General features: G+C 49.5%; 16 protein-coding genes. 12 read left to right on the top strand and 4 right to left on the bottom strand.

What is annotated here, in order from left to right; translation table 11 throughout:
• The 4 genes from ABD960_RS05920 to ABD960_RS05905 form a co-directional block, all read right to left on the bottom strand.
• Complete coding sequence (locus ABD960_RS05920) at positions 1-258, bottom strand: DUF6520 family protein (protein ID WP_345330082.1); 258 nt, start codon at positions 256-258, stop codon at positions 1-3.
• Between the two features lie 82 nt (positions 259-340).
• Complete coding sequence (locus ABD960_RS05915) at positions 341-778, bottom strand: MauE/DoxX family redox-associated membrane protein (RefSeq protein ID WP_345330001.1); 438 nt, start codon at positions 776-778, stop codon at positions 341-343.
• Positions 775-2,130 carry a serine/threonine protein kinase gene (locus ABD960_RS05910; RefSeq protein WP_345330000.1) on the bottom strand — a complete coding sequence of 452 codons (1,356 nt, stop codon included), beginning with the start codon at positions 2,128-2,130 and terminating at the stop codon, positions 775-777. The genes ABD960_RS05915 and ABD960_RS05910 overlap by 4 nt, the downstream gene beginning before the upstream one ends.
• Positions 2,131-2,239: 109 nt before the next feature.
• Positions 2,240-2,812, bottom strand: a complete 573-nt coding sequence (locus ABD960_RS05905) for a Crp/Fnr family transcriptional regulator (RefSeq protein WP_345329999.1) — start codon at positions 2,810-2,812, stop codon at positions 2,240-2,242.
• A 155-nt stretch (positions 2,813-2,967) separates the two neighbouring features.
• Between ABD960_RS05905 and ABD960_RS05900 the strand changes: the two genes are divergently transcribed.
• The 12 genes from ABD960_RS05900 (at position 2,968) to ABD960_RS05845 (ending at position 20,504) form a co-directional block, all read left to right on the top strand.
• Positions 2,968-4,221 carry an aminotransferase class I/II-fold pyridoxal phosphate-dependent enzyme gene (locus tag ABD960_RS05900; protein ID WP_345329998.1) on the top strand — a complete coding sequence of 418 codons (1,254 nt, stop codon included), beginning with the start codon at positions 2,968-2,970 and terminating at the stop codon, positions 4,219-4,221.
• Positions 4,222-4,352: 131 nt separating this feature from the next.
• The gene (locus ABD960_RS05895) at positions 4,353-4,850 is read left to right on the top strand and encodes a response regulator transcription factor (RefSeq protein ID WP_345329997.1); all 498 of its coding nucleotides are present in this window, start codon (positions 4,353-4,355) and stop codon (positions 4,848-4,850) included.
• Between the two features lie 180 nt (positions 4,851-5,030).
• The gene (locus tag ABD960_RS05890; RefSeq protein WP_345329996.1) at positions 5,031-5,714 is read left to right on the top strand and encodes a hypothetical protein; all 684 of its coding nucleotides are present in this window, start codon (positions 5,031-5,033) and stop codon (positions 5,712-5,714) included.
• Between the two features lie 137 nt (positions 5,715-5,851).
• Positions 5,852-10,762 (top strand): hypothetical protein, encoded by a 4,911-nt coding sequence (locus tag ABD960_RS05885; RefSeq protein WP_345329995.1) that lies wholly within the window; start codon positions 5,852-5,854, stop codon positions 10,760-10,762.
• Positions 10,763-10,808: 46 nt separating this feature from the next.
• Positions 10,809-11,348 (top strand): hypothetical protein, encoded by a 540-nt coding sequence (locus ABD960_RS05880; RefSeq protein ID WP_345329994.1) that lies wholly within the window; start codon positions 10,809-10,811, stop codon positions 11,346-11,348.
• A 407-nt stretch (positions 11,349-11,755) separates the two neighbouring features.
• The gene (locus ABD960_RS05875; protein ID WP_345329993.1) at positions 11,756-12,247 is read left to right on the top strand and encodes a hypothetical protein; all 492 of its coding nucleotides are present in this window, start codon (positions 11,756-11,758) and stop codon (positions 12,245-12,247) included.
• Positions 12,248-12,461: 214 nt separating this feature from the next.
• Positions 12,462-12,791, top strand: coding sequence for a DUF4134 domain-containing protein (locus ABD960_RS05870; protein WP_345329992.1), 330 nt, complete (start codon positions 12,462-12,464; stop codon positions 12,789-12,791).
• Between the two features lie 56 nt (positions 12,792-12,847).
• Positions 12,848-13,291 (top strand): DUF1896 family protein, encoded by a 444-nt coding sequence (locus ABD960_RS05865; protein ID WP_345329991.1) that lies wholly within the window; start codon positions 12,848-12,850, stop codon positions 13,289-13,291.
• Positions 13,292-13,303: 12 nt separating this feature from the next.
• Positions 13,304-18,826 (top strand): helicase-related protein, encoded by a 5,523-nt coding sequence (locus ABD960_RS05860; RefSeq protein WP_345329990.1) that lies wholly within the window; start codon positions 13,304-13,306, stop codon positions 18,824-18,826.
• A complete protein-coding gene (locus ABD960_RS05855) occupies positions 18,823-19,317 on the top strand; it encodes an RsmD family RNA methyltransferase (protein WP_345329989.1) in 495 nt (164 codons plus the stop codon). The genes ABD960_RS05860 and ABD960_RS05855 overlap by 4 nt, the downstream gene beginning before the upstream one ends.
• 54 nt (positions 19,318-19,371) lie before the next feature.
• The gene (locus ABD960_RS05850) at positions 19,372-19,707 is read left to right on the top strand and encodes a DUF4133 domain-containing protein (RefSeq protein ID WP_345329988.1); all 336 of its coding nucleotides are present in this window, start codon (positions 19,372-19,374) and stop codon (positions 19,705-19,707) included.
• Entirely contained in the window at positions 19,704-20,504 is an 801-nt protein-coding gene (locus ABD960_RS05845; RefSeq protein WP_345329987.1) for a hypothetical protein, read from the top strand. Before ABD960_RS05850 ends, ABD960_RS05845 begins: the two co-directional genes overlap by 4 nt.
• The last annotated feature ends 24 nt before the right edge of the window (positions 20,505-20,528 follow it).

Raw genomic sequence — 20,528 nt, 5'->3', positions numbered from 1 at the left:
TTACTGACGGGTAAAATTACCCTTTTGCATAACCGTAGCAGAGCTGATCGGTATAAGGCCCTGTGCATTAGGTGTCGCCGTTGACTGCACCTTGCAGGTCGGGTCTTCTTCTTCATCACAACGACCGGCAGCCTGAGTTACTTCATAGAAGTTGCCTACGGTTTGTACCACAGCCCAGGTGTTAGCAGCTTTGTTGACCGGTGCTTTTGTGGCAAATGCAGTTCCGATGCCCATAATGGTCACGATGGCCACCATCATGATCCTCACTCTTTGTAAGAGATTCTTTTTGTTGTTTAACATTTTAATAGAATTGATTTTTTGATAGATGCTTACTCTTTTCTCAGGTTTTCAGCTTTTCCCTGATTCGTTGCGCATTGAATATCTTGATGCCGTAAATGGTTGCGACAGTAAAAACTAAATTGAAAGCAAGATGGACCGGCCAGCTCATGTGTTTAAATACCCCTGCACAGGAACATGGTACCCGGTCATAAAAATGGAAGGTCACTAAACCCACATATCCTGTAAACAGGATCATGAGTAATGTCGAAAGATAAAGACCGGCCAGGCGCAATTTTGGCACGAGAAGCATCACCGCGACGAACAGTTCGGCTGGCGGCAATCCATAGATTATTACAGGGAAAAGAACTGGATTGAATGCCTGGTTGAAGATTTCTTGGCGGAATTGTTCATACTCCAGCAGTTTGCTTGCGGCGGTATAGATAAACAGCAAAGCGGTCAATCCGCAAATAATCTCTAAGAGCCATTGTTCCCTTTTCATGCTATTTGTTTTAAGCTGTTGATCTCCTTTATTATTTCTCCTTTAAGTTCTATTAATAGAGGCCTGCCTGACCGCTGCATGGAAAGGCACTTGACCGCCAATTTCGTAAGATTCCTGTTTTCTGTGAGGCGGCTCAGTTTTGCTTGAACCGTATGCAGATCATCGCTGATCATTTCATAGGGCGGGATGCCAGTTAATATATGGCAAAGCAAAGCGCCAAGCGAATAAATATCTTCGCTAAAATCCGGTACCGCATATTGTAGTTGCTCTGGTGCGGCGTAGCCGAAAGTACCTAACAAAAAAGGCGGATCCGGCTTGTGGCGCACGATATGAAAGGCAAGTTCAAAATCGATTATAGATAGTTTGCCATCGTCGGAAATTATAAAATTGCTATCTGTGATATCGCGATGAACGAAGCCTTTCTGATGAATAGCTTTTACGATATCTAAGGCTTGGGAGTACCATGTCAATAAAGCGATCTGATCTGCGTTAGCTAATCTGGCCCAAGTGGTTCCGTTAAGCAGTGCATGTACTTTCGATCCCAATTGTTCTCCTTCAGCGAAAGCCGTGATCAGGTAAGTGGTGTCGCCGGATTCAATGAAATCAATAAGAGCAGGTGTGTTTACTACATCGGCCATTTGCAGTAAAATATCACGCTGCCATTGCAACCTATGCCGCATGTCCCGATTGAAGTGGTCATCCAGCGCTACGGGTTTTCCCTCCTTGATCAAACACCAGGTAAAAGAGAAGCGCCTTAAGTTGATCGCTCTATAAATGTCACCCTTTGGACTGGCCTTCAATATCGCTACCGGCAGGTAATATCGACCGATAAATTTTCTTTTCGTGTCTTTTCTGAGATAAGAGGTCGAAACGGCAAAGGGCAATTTTTTAATATCGATTTTACTCAAACTGGCAACATTATCTGATCTACTGAATGCTTGAAGATAGACGATCTCGCCAATGCGTTTTGCAAATGGGATAACGGGACCTTTCAAAAAAGCCGTTCGGTTGACTAACCATTCTATCAATGCGGATCCTGTTTCCAATGATGAAATGAAGATGACCAACACTTTACCAACCTCATTTTCGCCGAAAGCACCGGAATTCAATCGATACTGACTCTCTTGATCTTTGACGAGCCTAAATGACACTTTTAGCTTCTTAAGTTCGGGCAAAACAAGATCCAGTAAAGTAACAGTGTCGAGCGTCCGGCAACTCAATATCACCTCATAGCCCGATTCCATTTCACATGTACCTACGCTTAGTGTTTTCGCTTTTTCACGAAAAATGAATCCCATGCGTTTTAATAGCGGCACGTAACTGATCAATTGGATATGGAATGCTTTTTTCATAAGTGATCGATGAATGCGACGAGATAAAGTTAGGAACGGTTTATTCTTAAAAGTTGTGATATAGATCACCGTTTGTCACCGATACGATCACCATTTTCATTGTTCCGTCTCAGCTATGGTCCCGGGCCATCAGACGGCTTAAATTCTCCCTCGTCATATTCAGATAGGTAGCGATCAACCGCACGGAGAAATACCTGAAAACATCAGGACGGGCCAGCCGGAGCCCAAGGTATCGGTCTTCAGCGGTTCGCAGCATCAGCCGGTTCCTGAAAACATCCTGCTGATATTGCCGTTTCGCCGCCGACCTGATGAGTGCCCTGGTTACCTCGAACGTATCTGCCAGTTCCTGCAACGCGCTGTAAGTCACCGATAACAACGTTGATGCGGCGAGCACTTCCAGGTAATCTTCGCTTTCTTCCTTCCAATAGCCCTTATAAGAAAAGATCAGGTCGTCTGACACGTAGAACCTGGTGGTTTGTTCTTTGCCCTCCGGATCGAAATAATACTTGCGGGCCAGTCCGCTTTCCAGAAACCAAAAACGGTCTTCGAGCCTGCCAGCTGTATGAATGACCTGCCTCGGCTGGTAATGCTCTCTGCGTACTGACGCATTCAGCGCAGTGATAAATTCAGGTGATAAGGCTGCCCATCCCTCCAAAAATGTGATCAACAATCCTCCTTGCATAGCTACTCCTTTTTGAACGTGGAAAATGGCAGGCAAAGAAAAAGGCTGTTTTTATACAAAGTGGTGAGTTAATTAATAATTAATAAAAATCACTAACTCACCACTTGAGGTTGTTTTTGGGTTTAAGTTTGATTATAAACATTACACATCTACCTATGCAGATCGATTTTTCAACCGCCAGCTTTAAAAGTTTTGAGAATATCTCAGGGCAGGATGCCTATGCCACAGCAGCACAGTTCCAGGAATACCTGGACTGGCTGAAAAACAACGGCCACCTCAATTACCGGATCGAATCACAAAGCCCCGTCGGGCCGGAAATGGATCTTTTGCTGCCCGGAGATACCGCACCGACCCGTTCGGTCTGCCTCGTCTCCAACGATTACCTTGGTTTCAGCCAACACCCGGCCATTAAAGCGGCCGTGACCGAAGGTATCAGGAAATACGGTACCGGTTCCGGCGCTTCACCCGCCATCGGCGGACATTTCAGCTACCATCAACAACTCGAAAAAAAGATCGCCGCCTTCTACGGTAAGACCGATGGCATCCTGTACACCACCGGCTATACCGCTAACAGCGCCACCTTACAATGCCTGCTGCACCAGGAAGACCTCGCCATTATCGACATGGCCGTACACGCCAGCGTCTATGAAGGCTGCCTGACCACGAACACCAAGCGCTTCCTGCATAACGACCTGCACCAGTTGGAACACATCCTGGAGAAAGCTAAAGACACTTACCGCACCCGGTTCGTCATCGTGGACGGCGTATACAGCCAGGATGGCGACCTCGCACCGCTGGACAAGATCGCCGAACTGACGCACCGGTACGGTGCCTACCTCGTCGTTGATGACGCGCATGGTATCGGCGTCGTCGGCACGACCGGCCGCGGCGTGATCGAACTGTTCAACGTTTTTGACCAGGTGGACATCATTACCGGGACCTTCAGCAAAGCCTTGGGTAACATCGGCGGTTATGTGATCGCCAAACCTGAACTGGTCAACTACCTGAAATACCAGTCCAAGCAGCACCTTTTCTCCACCACGGCTACACCCGCGATCATGGGGATCATCCGCGCCATCGAACTGGTCGATGAAGAACCGCAATGGCGCGAGCGCCTTTGGCAGAATATCAATTACCTCAAGGAAGGGCTGATCAGCCTCGGCCTGGACATCGGTACCACTGCCTCTGCCGTGATCCCCGTCAAGGTCGGTGAGATCCGGCGCACACTGGAGGCCGGCCGCTTACTCTTACGCAGCGGCGTCTACACCAATCCCATCATGTACCCGGCCGTTTCCAAAAAAGACGCCCGTATCCGGCTGAACGTCATGGCCACGCATACACAGGAACACCTCGACAAGGTATTACAGGCTTTCGCGGACGCTGATCGCGTGATCGGTCTCAGGCCCTGAAACGCCCGCGCTGAAAGCCGGTCCTGTTTTTTAGAGTATAGCGCAACGTTAGAACCAAAAGGCAACCTGACCAGGTGATGAGTTCCCGAAAAAAACGACATAGAATAAGAGACCCGGACCAGGCCTGCACCATGTCACCCGGTGTTGTTGGCGTCATCCTTTGGCAAGCATGTCAAGGCGCGCTGATCAACAAGATCGGCACCTGCAGAAATGTGGAAATGACCTACTCGGTTGATCCGCATTTTTGCTTTTTGAGTATAACGACCGCTATCATCTACAATTTACTTGAAAAACAAATGTCTCTACTATGGATCATGGGGGGATTGACCGTCGTTGCTTTGGCGATCCTTAACCTATTGCTTATCAGAAAATACCGGACGGAGCGCCAGCAACGGCTGACCGAAACCGAACTTAACAAAGAACAAAACCTCATTCGCAATTGCGAACGCTATCATTTATCCAATCGGGAAGCTGATGTTCTGCGTCATATCCTTGCAGGTCACACCTACAGATCCGCCGCTGAAGAACTCTTTATTTCACAAAAGACGGTAGACGCCCACCTGAGAAAGATCTACGCAAAGTCAGGCGTCAAAAATAAAGTGGAACTGGTCGTTAAATTTTATAGCTAAATCGCATAGGGTAGCCTCCTAATTCGGTGATTTTGGGTGGTCTCCCTATTGTTTATCAGGCCAGTTAACGAACAACTTTGGCGAAAACATCGCCTATGCATCAATGATACGCATCCTGCTGTCCGAGTGTAATTGTCGCCAGTCAACCGGCTAAGGCAGCCTTCAACAAACAATGACCCTATGTGCGTAAAAAATGATGAACGTCAAATTTATCCATTCTTTTGGCTTGATGAATTGCTGGAAGTTACCCTGAATCCCGCAAAAACAGATCTCAAAACATTAACAGACAATAACCTGGCAGAGATCGCTGAACGATTGCCGCAAGAGATCGGTCAGGTCGCTTTTCATTTGAAGAACCAGGCTTTCGCCCTTTATAACCATGAGCATATAAAGGTTGTCGCTGGACAGTACGATCAGGCGATCAGGTTGCTTCAGTATCAGGCGGCTGAAAATCTTAGCCGGGTTACAAAAAATAAACAGGTAAGACTGATCATTCAGGCGATCATCGATGCCTTACAAGACCTGGCAGATGCCGTACAACGCCGTTACGAACGACTGATCAACATGCCGGTTCCTGAGCCGATAATAAAACATGACATCGACGACCGTTCAACTGAAAAACTCTTGTTCGCACTCAGTGCCGATCAGATCGGTATCCTCCTCAAATCGGCCTTTGACGTCAAACTTGTCCTAGCCAAAAGCTTTAGAAAGATCTGCCAAATACTGGCCCCATTCTTGGCCACCACCTGGCGTGCCAAGTTATCCTGGGACTCTATCAGAAGTATTGCCGGGCGCGCAGAACCCCGTGATAAAGAGATCGTCATTCATTTCCTTCAAAAAATGATCAGCCAGATCCGTGGTTGAATTATGCCAAACTTAACTAAAATAAGAACGCTTGCTCATGACATTTTCTCGGCGCGCGTATGCCTAAGTCACGGTTGAATTGAGGAGGAAATAAACTAAATTTGAATTCACCATAAAAGCAACTAAACTTTTATCACATGATAGTCTGGTCAAATTTTAAGAACTACGGCGAAGCGCCAACCGCAGCTTTTGAGACCCTGTGTAATCACCTTTTCGAAAGATATATAAAAAGAGAGTATGGCGACAAACTCAAGAAATTCCGCGTCGTTAACGGTAAAGGAGGTGACGGCGGTGTTGAAGCCTACGCTGAATTGCTGGACGGGTCGGTGATCGCAGTGCAATCAAAATGGTTCGACGAAAGATTCGATGCCAGTCATATCGGCCAAATTCGGAACTCCATTAAAACTGCGTGCGAGATCCGTCCGGCAATAACTCAATACTTTGTGTGTATGCGCCGAAATCTGACATCATTAAAATTCGTTGCCGGTGGCAAAGATGAGGACGGCGAATCCACAAAGCAGATCACTAAAAACTCCGGGGACCAATTGATCGATGCTTTCGAAATCGAGATGAAAGCAGCATATGAAAACCTGACTCTTGTGTGGTGGCTTGAAGACACCATTGAATTTGAACTTACCCGTCCCGAAAACGATGGCATACACAAGTTTTGGTTCGAAAACGAAGTGCTTACAGAACAATTTTTAAAAAATAGGTTTGAGTTAGCTAAAGTGGGTTGGCTGGGTGAAAAGTACGTACCAAAACTACATGCCCTGGGCTTTATTGAATCCGAAATAAGCGCCAGTTTCTTTGATGAGCCCTACCGTAAGCAGGTTCTGGAACAACTCGCCGATCATGATGTCCAATTGCAGAAAGCCACCATTTTAAGTAAACGAATTTTGAGAGATGTTGCGTTAAAGAAAGATGAAGAGCTACACCTAATTGGACTGATTGCAAGCCTTGGCCAAAACCAACAATCTTTAAGGTCGATCGCTGATAAATTAAAAGCCGCTTTAGAGCCCGAAGCTGCTGATTACGATAGATTAGTCAAAGATCTCCATCTTCTGAGTTCAATGCGGCGTGTTATACCAGCGCCAGATAACGAGGGTCTTTTAGTGAGGCTGGAAGAGCTATTCCAACTGATCTCAATTCACAGGGTACATGCTACCCTCGACAAATTGAAGCTGGATTTAGAAAGCCCTAACAAAACCTTTTTGGGGTCTCCTGGAAGTGGAAAAACTCATGCCTTGTCCCACGCAACTGACGTACATCTGCAGAGCAGAGCCCCGGCAGTTATTGTTCAGGCCTTCAATACACCACATGAAAATTGGGGTACTATACTTCTAAGCGCGTTACAGTTGAATGGCTGGAGCATGGATCAGCTATTTGCGGCGCTCGAAACGCAAGCCGTTCGCAGAGACCGTCATCTGGTCAATAATAGTGTCGGCTTCGGAGAGGAACTTTCGGCCGCGCGAACTAAAGTGATGGTCTGCGTTGACGGCGTTGAAGAAGATACCGGAAATTGGCAGACATGGAAACATCGAATAAGAGAGTGTGCAGTACATACCCGAAATTACAGCAGACTAAGGTTTTTTCTTTCAGCTCGAACCTATTTTTATCGGGAGGAAGAGGCGAGCAATGCTGGCATTCGACTGCTGAATTTACCGGTCGAGGGCGATGTATCGTATCGCCAATTGGTTCCCGAGTATTTCAAAAAAGAGAATTACAACATTTCAATCTCCTCCTATACGATCATCAGAGGCTTGGACAGTCTATTTGCGCTTAGGCTGTTTTGTGAAACCTACCAGAATCAATCATTAGATGAATCTTCTATTGTCTTAACTGCCGGTAATCAGCTGTTGGCAAATAAGATCAAGCAAATGGAAGCAGAGTTTGCAGGGAAGATCAGGAAAGACCTTGGGCCGGCCAGTCAACCGGTCGCCAAAAGCCTAAGGGAGATCGCTAATGCCCTGATCAGGATTCAAAAGATTAGCCATGACGAACTAAAAAATATAGTTAATCCAGTTGTCGGTTCATACCTTACTGGAAATGAAACTGATCTTCTAATAGGATATTTTGCAGATAATGGTATTCTGATCCGCAATCAAAAGCAATCGATAATCGACGGTTTAACGATCTTTGAATTTGATTACAGCATGACCTACCGTTCAATTCCGGAAATGATCATTGCTAACCGAACTGTAGAGCGGATCACGGCTGGAGAGATCACGAACATCTCCGACGATTCGTTCTTTGAGCTCTTTAACGCGGTGGGATCAAAAAACACTTCAACAGAGGCCAGACTACGATTGACCGAGCGCAAACGCATCATGCAACTGATCGTCAACATCCTTTTTCATGAACAGGGAAAATTGGTTGGTCAAAACGGGTTTCTTGCCAAAGGACTAGATGACCTTGAAATATTCAACCTCCAGTTCGGGGCGATGCTAAAAGCGCCGCGAGCGCTTGTTGATCTTTACAAACCCAATGTTGACAGCCATTTTTTCGGATCACGGGAGGGCAGGATGAAACTGCTGCGCGAACAGATATTGCCAGCGAGTGTTGAGGGGGAGAACAACTTTGGCGCAAGCTACCTTCATGACATATTAAGTTCGTTCCCATCAGCCTACGAGCGCGATAAGATCTGGCAAGGCCCTGATAGATATGAAGGCGAACAAAACCAACGGGGCAGCCTGCGTTCTGCCATACTCGGGCACTCCAATGAATTATACCTCTCAAACTTCGCATTACATAATGAAACTCCACTGATCTACGCCTGGGCGCTTTCCACTTTGGATCAGAATTTCAGAAGCAGCCTGAGATTATCGCTTACGAATTGGGCACTAAAGCAACCTTCAGAATTCGCTAAGCTGGTGTCGCTACTATTTCCAAGTGCAGACCCGCAGATCCAAGAGGATCTGGCTTCGATCGCATTGGCATTGGCACCGAAGTTAAAAAATGATATAGCGTTAGGCGGCATTGCCAAAGCAGCTTTGGAAAATGTATTTGCGGATCCGTTGAGAAACCGCAATGTCATCGTAAGGGCGGGCTTCCGCGCGATCGTCGAGCGCGCTTACCAATATCAGCTGATCAGTACCACAGAAGTGGCACTAGCCAAGCCACACCAACAAACAGAAGTTGAACTTATCAACCTAGACCTGACAGCACTTCAAACCACAAAAGAAGAGATCTATCCAATCGTTCACGATCTGGCTTGGTATGTTATCAAAAAATCATATTCCGGCTTCTTAAAGATACCGGATGGTACCGGCCCCAGATTGAAAGACAGGGATTCCAAAGAGGCCAAGGCCTTACTTGATCGATACAGGAACGTACATCCGGATTTTAATTTATATGCTTATGAATGGGCAATGGCGGCAGCCATCGGATATATGAGAAGCCTCGGCTTTGACAGATCAAAAGGCAACGGATACACCGATGAGTCACATGGTGGCAAAAGCAAACTGTTCACCTATGAGGAGAAGTATACATGGTTAGCGGTACATTATATCAAAGGATATTTGGCCGACTATATGCCACACCGCGAATCGGGAGAGGAAAGCGGATTTTTAGACGATTATTTCAGGGTCGTTCATGTACCTAATCCAGGAGAAGGGATCAGCGATAGCGCAGACGACAGGGACAGCGAGTTAAGGTCATTGGTCATTCAAGAAAACCTTATCGAAGAATTTGACAAAGGGGACATCGCAACTTATGTCAGCGAGCAGGTTTCAAAGGAGCGCAAGATCGACTTCGAAAAATGGCTTCTCTTCAACGAATCGCAATTTTTCGTGGGTAAGACAGATCGGCCAATGCTTGCCCTCTACAATGATACCACTCAAAAAGACAATAACAATTATATCTACGCGAACATTGAAGCCATTGCCGTCTTTATATCGACCGAACAGATCGGTATGGTCGAAGCAATTTTAGACGCGGACGCCGAACAATTTAGTTTCGCTGAGCACCTTGACTCGCTTTTCACAAGTCCCAAAACTGCTACCTATACTAACGCGACCGACATTGTTTGGATGAATTGGATAGGCGAATATTCCAACTCGGATGAATACGAAACAGAAGACGGCCCCCTCCAGGTCTATTATGCCTTAACTAAAGTGGCTTCGACAAATAGCAGGGGCGAAAATCATATGGTCATACCCTCCAAACTGTCCAGAGAACTTGGTGACATCACATCGATGGCAGGCAACTATTTTAAAGACAAGAACGGGGAAATTGCAGGATTTTACCAGCATAAAGGGGAGCGAGATGATGGTGCCCAGGAAATGGCTTTGGTGAATAGGGAAATCTTTGAAAAAAAACTTGCCGAAGCCGGGCTCAGCCTTGCCTGGTTCATACATGTTTATAAATCTAAAGAACACCATGATCGGCTCAAGGACATTCCGCACGTCCAGTGGAGTAGGAAGTATTTCGTTCGATTTGACGGCCAGGACAAGCTGCAAGCTGTCGAATTCTGGAACGAGCGGACCTCGAATGTTCGTGACGAGTTTTCCTGGGAAACTATCTTATCACTCAGCCCAACTCTGAAAGAATACGGCCAACTAACCCAGGATGAAATTGGTCAAATAACGAGAATGCTCAGTGACGGCGGCGAGGTCAATGTGCAAACGCTGACCGAGCGCCTAAAAGCGATCAAGAAACTCGCTTTTTTCGAAAACAACGGCCATGTTATCGCCATCGCAGCTGTAAAAAAGCCACTGGCCAATTACCGAAATGGCGTATTTGCAAAAGCTCAGCTACCCGGTGATGCACAGGATTTTGATTATGAATTGGGCTATCTTTATACATTGCCCCGAGCCAGAGGGAAAAAACTAAGTAGCAAACTGACGGCAGCCCTGCTTCGCGAGTTTGACGGTGAAAAGATTTATGCAACGACCCGCATGAGCAACATTGGTGTACATTTCTTGTTGGAAAAAATGAGTTTTGAGTGTAAGGGAAACCCTTATTTGAACGCAAGTGGAAACGATAATTTATTATTGTACACTGCCACCGTAGATGCCTCCAGGTTGCCAACTGATTTTCCGATCCACTGATCTTAGCCTATTTACAAATCAAAAGTTATTTTACGAAAGTGAGCAAATGGAATGTTCCGACAAAAAAAAGAAAGCCCTTCTATATCTAACAGAAAAGCTGATGCTAGAGGCGCAAATTGAAATACGCGATACCTGGCAGGGCTATGACAATGAGATCATTGCGATCAAGATGGTGGAGGGTAACGGGCCTTGTTTATTCGATGCCGAAAAAGAAGCGATCGACGGATTCAATAGTCTTTCCTACAAAAATGCAACGATCTCTTTGCCGAAACAATATAGTGGAGCAGCAAATGAGGTTATCCATGAGGCCGTTCATTTTCTGCAACACAATGACTGGACGATGGACAGTGCTTACTTTAAGGTACGTAGCTTTACCATTCCGGGTTTCAAAGAGTTTGTTTCGCAACGCGAAGAAACAGAAGCTCACTTCATTCAAATGCTTTTCATGTCAAGATATGAACCTCATCTTATTAAAGAGCGAGAGCTTAAACAATTCAAAAACAGGTTGGGGAGGGCGCTTAAACACCCTGCGATGCGCGTTGACATGATCTGCTGGGCAGTCAGAAACGACATATTCGTGCACTAAATTAGTTAAGGAACCAATGACTTACTCCATTTCAATTCGGTTTGGGAAAGTACATCTTCTGCAAGGTGCTGCATCAATCAGAAGAAAACGGGCATAGCGCTAAAATTTACCGAGCACTATGTCCGTCATTTTATATAAGTCGCAGCCTGAATGGCAATATTCTCCATCAAAGATTCTGGATGCCTAAGACATACTGAGATTACCAATAGTTTGAATCAACTACCAGCCCGTGGCCAATCACCATGGGCTTTTTTGTGCAATTTATTTTAGAAAAAATGTTGAATTTTTATGCCTGATTATCAGCAGGACACCAGGCCACCAAAAGGACACCAGCAAAAGTTGGACTTTATGCGCCTTACCCATTCCGCCACCTTTGTCTCAACGAAACGATATAAAAGACAAAGGATATGAACCACTTACTCAACAACATCAGCTGGAGCATTTTCTTCACCGCTGCCGCGCTTATCGCCATTGTATATTACACTTATGTCGCCTGGAAATACTACCGCGGCGACATCAGGCAACTCATTGACCGCATCAGCGGAAAGCAGAACGATCAACACCAACTGCCGGCCGCTCTGCGCTACGAAGAGCCGGAGGAAGTGGTCGCCTATGTTCCGCAGCCAGTTCAGGAACCCTACGAGCAGATCGCTGACAAGAACGAAGGCATCACCTATGAACTCGGCCAGGAACTCAGCGCCTGCATCGAAGCCCATAGCGACAAACCTTATAACCCAGCGCTCCTCATTCCCCAGCTCAAAAAGATACTCAACGATTACCCCGAACTCGCGGCAACACCTGACAGAGAAAAGATCAACGCCCTCGTCGTCCGTGAGTGCGAAAGAACCGGCACGGCCCTGCTAACCGAAGGTGAAGTGGATATGTGGTGGAGCGCTTAGCACACCGTGCCTGATCCCCGGCCCCGCGACCAGCGGGGCCAACCAGGGGGAACCCCAAACAAAGTACTTGCTGCCCCGGCCCAGTGCTGTAGAGCCATGACCGGAAAACGATAGGAAAACCGGACGCAGCAATATTTCCCGCCCCTCCCGAACAACATCGGGAGCGGGTAAGGGAAACCCTTGCCCGAATTTTTAACAACAAAACGATTTGAAAATGAAAAAGTGCAACAGAACATCGTGGGGCAAAGCCCTGAAAACCATCCAACTGGCGATCGCTCTTATCGCCATTAGCCTGACCGCCAGCGCCCAGAACGGCAACGCCGGTATCGAACAGGCCAATTCCCAGGTACGCAGCTATTTTGAAAGCGGGTGTAACCTCATGTACGCCATCGGTGCCATTGTCGGCCTGATCGGTGCTGTCAAGGTCTACCAGAAATGGAATTCCGGTGACCAGGACACCTCCAAAGTGGCCGCCGCCTGGTTCGGTAGCTGCATCTTCCTGGTCGTGGTCGCCACCATCATCAAATCCTTCTTCGGCATTTAAGCCCCCCAACCCCCTGAAGGGGGAGCAAAAGGCATGAACGATAAAGACAATCAGCAATGAAAACATTACTCATCGGCAAGCTGCACAGCTATATGCTCCAGCACCATACCGACCTGCTCATCGCCCTGCAGGAAGAACACCGCCTGAGCCATTACCTCAGCACCAAAGTGGATTCCGTCAGCGGCCTCATCGAGCAACTGCAAACCGAAGAACGTCCCGGCTACGTCATCGAAGCCCTCTGCCTCGAAGAACTCACCCGCGACCTGCGCCCGTCCCGCTTCAGCTGGCTGCGCGAGGTACTCGAAGCCGAGTTCCCCGATGCTTACCGCCGGTTCGGGCGCAGTGGCATCCTCACCTATGAGCTCATCAATCTCATTGGTGCCTGCGAACCCATCTTCGAGATCTTCCAATTCGGCGAAGACACCGAAGACAGCAACCAGCTACGCAATGCCATTACCGGCATGATCGCCGAATACCTCGAAAATCAGGAAGGAGCATAAACCCCGAACATCATGGCCTTTAACACCCTGCATAAACTCCGCGGCAACATCGACGCCCTCCGTATCGCCCTGAACTACAAGGACGGCGATACCCTGGGCAGCGACCAGCTTGACACCCTGCGCGCCTACGCCGGCTTTGGCGGCATCAAAGCCGTCTTATATCCGGCAGGTGAACGCAGCGAATGGGAGAAACGGGGCGCATCCAAAGCCGACCTGCAGCTTTACCCATCCATGATGGAATTTCATCAATTGTTAAAAGACCAACTGGACGAACCCGGCTACCGACGGGCCATCAGCGACGTACGCGAAAGCATCCTGACCGCGTTCTACACCCCGGAGATCGTACCGCGCACCCTGTATGCCACTCTCAAAGAGAACGGCATCGAGCCCAAACGCCTGTACGAACCCAGCAGCGGTGCCGGTATTTATATCAGCGAAGCTATCACCGCCTTTCCAGGCTTGCAAAGTATCAACGCTATTGAAAAAGACAGCCTGACCGGCAAAGTGCTCACCGCACTGGTATCGGCCAATACCGTACCCACACAGGTGCAGATCAAAGGCCTCGAACAGACCGACAAAAGCGAAAATGGTCAATATGACCTCATCGCCAGTAATATCCCTTTCGGTAACCACAAGGTATTTGACCCCGACCACCGCGATCCCGCCATCGCCGGAAGCATCCACAATTACTTCTTTGCCAAAGGGCTGGACAAACTCGCCGATGGCGGCATCATGGCCTTCCTGACCACCGACGCCTTTTTGAACACCCCGGGTAACCAGGACGCAAGGGAGTACCTGTTCAAACGCGCCGACCTGATCAGTGTCGCCATCATGCCCGATAACCTCATGAAGGACAGCGCCAATACCGAAGCGCCCAGCCACCTGGTCATCGTGCAAAAGAACGAACATAAGCAATGGCTCAGCGAGGACGAACAGCTTGCCCTTTCGACCCGCACCGAAAGCAATGAATTCGGCGAATACCCCGTCAATGTCTACCTGCATGGAGAGGTTGACCGGGCCATCATGGCCGATACTATTCAACCTGGCACCAACCAGTACGGTAAGGCCAGAGCCGAACACCGGCAGAACGGCGACATGGAACTCATTGCCGCCAAACTTCAGGAAAACATCAGTGATGGCATCCGGACACATCTCAACAGGGAAGCTTTTAAAAAAGCCCAGAATAGCCTTCAAGACAAGCAAGGCGTAGCAATAGGACAGGAACAAAAGCCAAAGCTCCATTACCTGCCCATGCCCGAAGCCAAAGAACAAACCGCCCCCGTGCAACTCGGCCTTTTCGATACCGGCCCCGCCGAAATGGCCAACCGGGCCTTGGACTATATCATTGCGTCCGACAAAGGAACGGTCAGTCCCAATACCGCGCGTATCCTCGGTACCATCACCACGGCCGATGAACCCGGCCATGATCTCCTTGTCCTGCTTACCGCGCGGGAACGCACCGGCAAACAATTCCTGTATATGCTCTGCGCCAACTTCCGGGAGAACCCTTTTCCCACCAATTGGATGAACGGTACCCGTTTTGCGGAGGAGATCAAAGGGGTAGCCGCCATTTTGCAGCGCTTCAACCACGATTACAGTTTCCACGGGGACCAAAGCCTTAAGGAACATTTCCAGTTCGGAAAGAACGCCGTCCAGTATTTTCCGCACCTGCATGAATATCATCAGGCAGGGAGCCTCGTCGTTCTACAGGGCAAAGCCGGCACCCTCTCGCAGCTGAACGAAGCCCGTACCCAGGCCGTATTCGAGCCATTAAAGGAACAAAAGGATGCCGGGTTCTACGCCTATTATACCCAGGTCCGGGACAGTTACCTTTTATTGGCCGATAAAGAAAGTGCCGCCAACACCGAACGCGCCGACCTTCGCCACAGCCTGAACGTGAACTACCGGCACTTCACGGAACGATACGGCCAGCTCAACCGCCCGAACAACCGTCGCCTGATCCTGGCCGATGAGCAGTTCGGCTTTAAGGTACTATCCTCGGTCGAACGCAAGGAAGGTGAACAGTTCGTGGCAGCAGATATTTTACAGCATCCGATCTTTCATAAACAGGAGGAATTAAAGACTGACGATCCGGTCGCGGCATTGGCCCGATGCCTGAATGACAAGGGAAAAGTGGAACCTGCGTATATCGCCCACCTCAGCGGCCTGAGCGAAGAAGAAGCGATCATTGCTTTACACAGGCATATCTGCCTGAACCCGGCCGGCCCGAACTGGGAAACCGCTGACCAGTACCTGAGTGGTAATGTCGTCCAAAAACTGGCCGTTGCCGAACAGGCCGTTGCGGACCACCCCGAAGACCCGCAGATCGCACAAAGCTTACAGGAGATCAAAAGGGTGCAGCCCGAACCGATCCCCTTCGAGTTGCTCGATTTTAATCTCGGCGAGCGCTGGTTCCCGACCCGGTATTACGAACGTTTCGCCAGCGACTTTTTTGAATTGCCCGTGACCATTAACTATATGCCCTCCGGCGACACCTTCAAGGTAAAAACCGAAGGCACCAATGTCAAGGTCAACCAGGAATTCGCGATCACGCCCAAAGAAAGCAGCCGCAAGACCTATGGCTACACCTTACTGGAACATGCCCTGGAAAATACTTCGCCGTATTTCAGTTACGAGGTCAGTCTCGGCGAAGGGAAGACCAAACGCTACCCCGACAACGAGGCCATCCAACTGGCGCACCAGAAGATCGAACAGATCCGCACCGGTTTCGTGAACTGGCTGGGCGACTTGCCCGCCGAAGAAAAAGCCTTTATCCACAAGCTGTATAACGACACTTTTAATTGCTACGTCCTGCGTGAATACAAAGGCGACCACCTGACCTTCCCCGGACTGGACAAAAAAGCTTTAGGTATCGAAGACCTGTACGATTCACAGAAGAACGCCGCCTGGCGCATCGTTCAGAACCGCGGCGCGCTGATCGACCACGAGGTCGGCTTAGGAAAAACGCTGACCATGATCGTTGCCGCCCAGGAAATGAAACGCCTCAGCATCGTCCATAAACCCATGATCCTGGCACTGAAAGCCAATGTCAAGCAAATAGCCGATACCTATGCCAAAGCCTACCCGCAGGCACGCGTCCTCGCACCCGGTGAGAATGACTTTACACCCGACAAACGCCTGCGCCTCTTTCACGAGATCAAAAACAATAACTGGGACTGCATCATTCTGACGCATGACCAGTTCGGTAAGATCCCGCAGTCACCTGCTATCCAGATGCAAATTTTTGCCAAAGAGCTGGAGCACGTCGAAGCCGACCTCGCCACCCTGGAATTGGAAGGCGGCCAGATCTCCCGGCGCATGCTCAAAGGACTGGAAGTCCGCAAGACCAACCTGCAGGCCAAACTCCAGGGATTGGAAGCGGACATCAACGAGAAAAAGGATAAGGGGATCGATTTTAAAGAAATGGGTGTCGATCACCTTTTTATCGACGAATCCCACAAGTTCAAGAACCTGACCTTTACCACCCGTCATGACCGCGTAGCCGGGCTGGGCAACATGGAAGGCAGCCAAAAGGCGCTCAATATGCTGTTCGCCGTAAGAACGTTGCAACAAAAATTCGATGCCGACCTTTGCGTGACCTTTTTGAGCGGCACACCCATTTCCAACAGCCTCACCGAGATGTACCTCATCTTCAAATACCTGCGGCCAAAGGAAATGGAGCGCCAGCACATCGAGAACTTCGACGGCTGGGCCGCTGTCTTTGCCAAAAAGACCACCGACTTCGAGTTCAGTGTCACCAACGAGATCATCGCCAAAGAACGTTTCCGCCATTTTATCAAGGTACCCGAACTGGCACTGTTCTATAACGAGATCACCGATTACAAGACCGCTAAACACATCGCCCTCGACAAACCCGGTCTGGACGAACGCCTGATCCCGATCAAGCCATCGCCGGATCAGGAAGATTTTATAGGGCGACTGATGGCATTCGCCAAAGATGGCGACGCGACCCTGCTGGGCCGCCCGCCGCTCACAGAATCCGAAGATAAAGGCCGCATGCTCATCGCCACGAACTACGCCAAGAAGATGTCCGCGGACATGCGCCTGGTTAGTGATCACCGTTACGAAGACCATCCGAACCACAAGGTCAATGTCTGCGCCAGGCACCTCTCGGAGGTATGGAACGAGAGCGCCGGTCAGCGCGGCACCCAGATCGTATTCTGCGACATCGGCACCCCAAAGCCCGGCCAGTTCAACTTATACGATGCTTTAAAGACCAAGCTGATCAACGATTTCAATATTCCCGCTGCCCAGATCACCTTTATCCACGACTGGACGGATAAACGCAAGCCCGAACTGTTCAAGAAAATGAACCGGGGTGAGATCCGTGTGCTCATCGGCAGTACCGAAAAAGCCGGTACTGGCCTGAATGTACAGGAACGTGTCGTGGCCATGCACCACCTCGATATTCCCTGGAAACCCTCGGAACTTGAACAGCGTAACGGTCGCGGTTCCCGCCAGGGCAACAAACTGGCCAAAAGCCATTTTAACAACCAGGTCAGGAATTTTATTTATGCCGTCGAGCAGTCGCTGGACAATTACAAGTTCAACCTGCTCAAGAACAAGCAGACCTTCATCGCGCAGATGAAGAACTGCGAACTGAACGTGCGTACCATTGATGAGGGCGCGATCGATGAAAAGAGCGGCATGAATTTTTCCGAATACGTGGCCATCCTTTCGGGCGATACCTCGCTATTAGAAAAAACCAAGCTGGAGAAAAAGATCGCCGTCACCGAAAGCCTGCGCGTAGCGCACTTCCGCGAACAACACAAGGCAAAATACACGCTGGAAAATCTGGTACAGGAACAGGAGAGCACCCAAAAGACACTCAAAACCTTACTGTCCGATCAAAGCGCGTACCATGCCGTACTCAAAAAGGAAAAGGACGGCAGTAAGTCCAATCCCATCAAACTGAAGGAAGTGCAAAGCGCTGACACCAAGAACATCGGTGGCTACCTCATCAACCTGTACCGTAAATGGCAGCCCAAAGACGGTGAAGATAACCAAAAACAGATCGGTGAGCTCTATGGCTTCAAACTCTTTATCCGTCATGCGCGGGAACAGGGTTTTGCCGAAGGTAAACTGTTCGAGAACCGCTATAACGTGCTCTACGCCGAAAGGCCCGGTAGCAGTGTACACTACACGGCGAGTTCCGGCGCGCCGAATACCGATAACGCCAAATCGGCGGCCCGCTATTTTTTGAACGCCATTGACAAGGTGGATAACCTGGTCGAGAAATACCAGAAAGATGCCAAAGAACAAGCCGAACAGATCCCGCAGATGCAGGCCCTGCTCGACAAACCTTTCGCGCAGGAAAAGGAACTGATCGTGATGAAGAGCGAACTCAATGTACTGGAGAAAGAGATCACACGGAAGATACAGGCGAAGCAGGAAGAGCAACAGCAAGCCAATGGCAGAACCGTGGAGTCGGAAGTAAAAGCGGTCGATCTCAAACCGGCGACAATGGCGGAGGAGATCAATGTCGTAAAACGGGCGAAAGGAGTGCGCATATGAAGACCCTGCACATCGAACATATCCGCTGCCCGCTGCATCGCTATACCTTTTCGGTCAAGGCCATCCGCAACTGGACAGAGCGGGTTTGCGAAGGCAAGGTGTTCAACCTGTTCGCCGGTAAAACTTTGCTGGCCCTGGACGAAGTACGCAATGACCTCGACCCCGATATGCCTGCTGACCACCATTGCGACGCACTCCAATTATTGCGCGGCTGGAGCGGCGAACTTTTCGGCACCGTGCTGCTTGACCCGCCTTATGCCTACCGCAAATCCATGGAACTCTATAAGGGGAACATCTGCAGCCCGTTCCGGCAGCTGAAAGATGCCATCCCGCGCATCCTGCGGCCGGGCGGCCTGGTCATCACCTTCGGTTACCACAGCGTGGTCATGGGGCGCAACCGCGGCTTTACCCTCGAAAGGATCGCCCTGTTCAGTCATGGCGGCGCGATCCATGATACCATCGCCAGCGTGGAACGGTACAGCCCGCCGTAATACCCGGGATAACACGAAAACAAGGTAAATGGAGCACAATATCACTAACACGCCATGAACAACAGCATCTATACCATCAACAAAGGCATCAACAACAGCATCGAGTTCCGCGGGCTGCGGGCGCAATACATCTGGTATTTCGCCGGCCTGGTCATCGTCCTGCTCATCCTCTTCGCCGTCCTCTATATCTGCGGTGCAGGCACCGCGATCTGTCTGTGTACCTGCGGCGGCGGAGCCATCATCGGCAGCAAAAAGATCTTCGGCCTGAGCAAAAAATACGGTGAGCACGGCCTGATGAAAGCACTCGCCAAAAAACGCCTGCCCCGCGTACTCAAATCCTACGGGCGCCGGTCATTCCAACAATTAGCCGGAAAGGACATACGATCATGAACAAGCACAGGATATTACCCGTATTCGACCTTTATGGTACCGACTTCATCGTCGATGTAAACAAACAGGTACTGCGTGAAGCAGAACGGCCAGCCAATGAGATCTCGTTCATCAGCGATATGAGCGAGCATCAGAACCTTTACCTGCTTCGCTACGACCAGGTTACCAAACGGCCGGAAGCCGAACGTACTGACCAGTACATCGAAGTTACCGAAGTTCCGTCCCTGATCGAACTCGACCCCGAGGGCATGTCGCTCAAATACAGCATCCCGGTCGAGCAATTAAAAGGCAAAACCGACTTTGAGGTCATGGTCGACCAGGAACTATTGGCCGACCGCCGCCGGGGCATCCTGCCGCAGATCGACATCAACGGCGAAGCATTCGTCATCGACCTGAAACTCCAGGAACTCCGGCATGCCAAATATTTCTTTCCAGTGATCTCCCTGAAAAGCTTTGACCTGACCGATGACGGCTGGCATTATACCGCCTTTTACGATACCATGCTGAAACAGCCGCTCACCCTGGACCCCAAACTGCTGGAAATGCCCGATCACGTTATCCAGGTCAAACTACCCAACGAGATCGGCCTCGACCCCGTGTTCACGGCTCAAAAATATGGGATGGATGAACGCGAACTGCTGCGCCGTCATCCCATTCAAAAGGAACTCAAGGCCGAGGTGATCCCGCTCAGCGAAACCGATGTGCCCCGGCTCATCCGGCAGAACAAAGACGAACTGCGGCAGCAACACGAAGCGAATAGGCAGCGGTCCAAACCGCGGCAGCGCCCGCGCTTCTGAATAACAGAACCCGAACAATTGAAG

Source organism: Mucilaginibacter defluvii (assembly GCF_039543225.1).
Taxonomy (GTDB): Bacteria; Bacteroidota; Bacteroidia; order Sphingobacteriales; family Sphingobacteriaceae; genus Mucilaginibacter; species Mucilaginibacter defluvii.
This window is presented reverse-complemented; position numbering and strand designations above follow the sequence as displayed.

Excerpts from the sequence above, each read along its gene's own strand:
- ABD960_RS05865 (WP_345329991.1), top strand. The coding sequence starts at position 12,848 with ATGAAAACATTACTCATCGGCAAGCTGCACAGCTATATGCTCCAGCAC.
- ABD960_RS05895 (WP_345329997.1), top strand. The coding sequence starts at position 4,353 with ATGTCACCCGGTGTTGTTGGCGTCATCCTTTGGCAAGCATGTCAAGGC.
- ABD960_RS05845 (WP_345329987.1), top strand. The coding sequence starts at position 19,704 with ATGAACAAGCACAGGATATTACCCGTATTCGACCTTTATGGTACCGAC.
- ABD960_RS05880 (WP_345329994.1), top strand. The coding sequence starts at position 10,809 with ATGGAATGTTCCGACAAAAAAAAGAAAGCCCTTCTATATCTAACAGAA.
- ABD960_RS05905 (WP_345329999.1), bottom strand. The coding sequence starts at position 2,812 with ATGCAAGGAGGATTGTTGATCACATTTTTGGAGGGATGGGCAGCCTTA.
- ABD960_RS05875 (WP_345329993.1), top strand. The coding sequence starts at position 11,756 with ATGAACCACTTACTCAACAACATCAGCTGGAGCATTTTCTTCACCGCT.
- ABD960_RS05885 (WP_345329995.1), top strand. The coding sequence starts at position 5,852 with ATGATAGTCTGGTCAAATTTTAAGAACTACGGCGAAGCGCCAACCGCA.
- ABD960_RS05910 (WP_345330000.1), bottom strand. The coding sequence starts at position 2,130 with ATGAAAAAAGCATTCCATATCCAATTGATCAGTTACGTGCCGCTATTA.
- ABD960_RS05855 (WP_345329989.1), top strand. The coding sequence starts at position 18,823 with ATGAAGACCCTGCACATCGAACATATCCGCTGCCCGCTGCATCGCTAT.
- ABD960_RS05920 (WP_345330082.1), bottom strand. The coding sequence starts at position 258 with ATGATGGTGGCCATCGTGACCATTATGGGCATCGGAACTGCATTTGCC.
- ABD960_RS05850 (WP_345329988.1), top strand. The coding sequence starts at position 19,372 with ATGAACAACAGCATCTATACCATCAACAAAGGCATCAACAACAGCATC.
- ABD960_RS05915 (WP_345330001.1), bottom strand. The coding sequence starts at position 778 with ATGAAAAGGGAACAATGGCTCTTAGAGATTATTTGCGGATTGACCGCT.
- ABD960_RS05860 (WP_345329990.1), top strand. The coding sequence starts at position 13,304 with ATGGCCTTTAACACCCTGCATAAACTCCGCGGCAACATCGACGCCCTC.
- ABD960_RS05890 (WP_345329996.1), top strand. The coding sequence starts at position 5,031 with ATGTGCGTAAAAAATGATGAACGTCAAATTTATCCATTCTTTTGGCTT.
- ABD960_RS05900 (WP_345329998.1), top strand. The coding sequence starts at position 2,968 with ATGCAGATCGATTTTTCAACCGCCAGCTTTAAAAGTTTTGAGAATATC.
- ABD960_RS05870 (WP_345329992.1), top strand. The coding sequence starts at position 12,462 with ATGAAAAAGTGCAACAGAACATCGTGGGGCAAAGCCCTGAAAACCATC.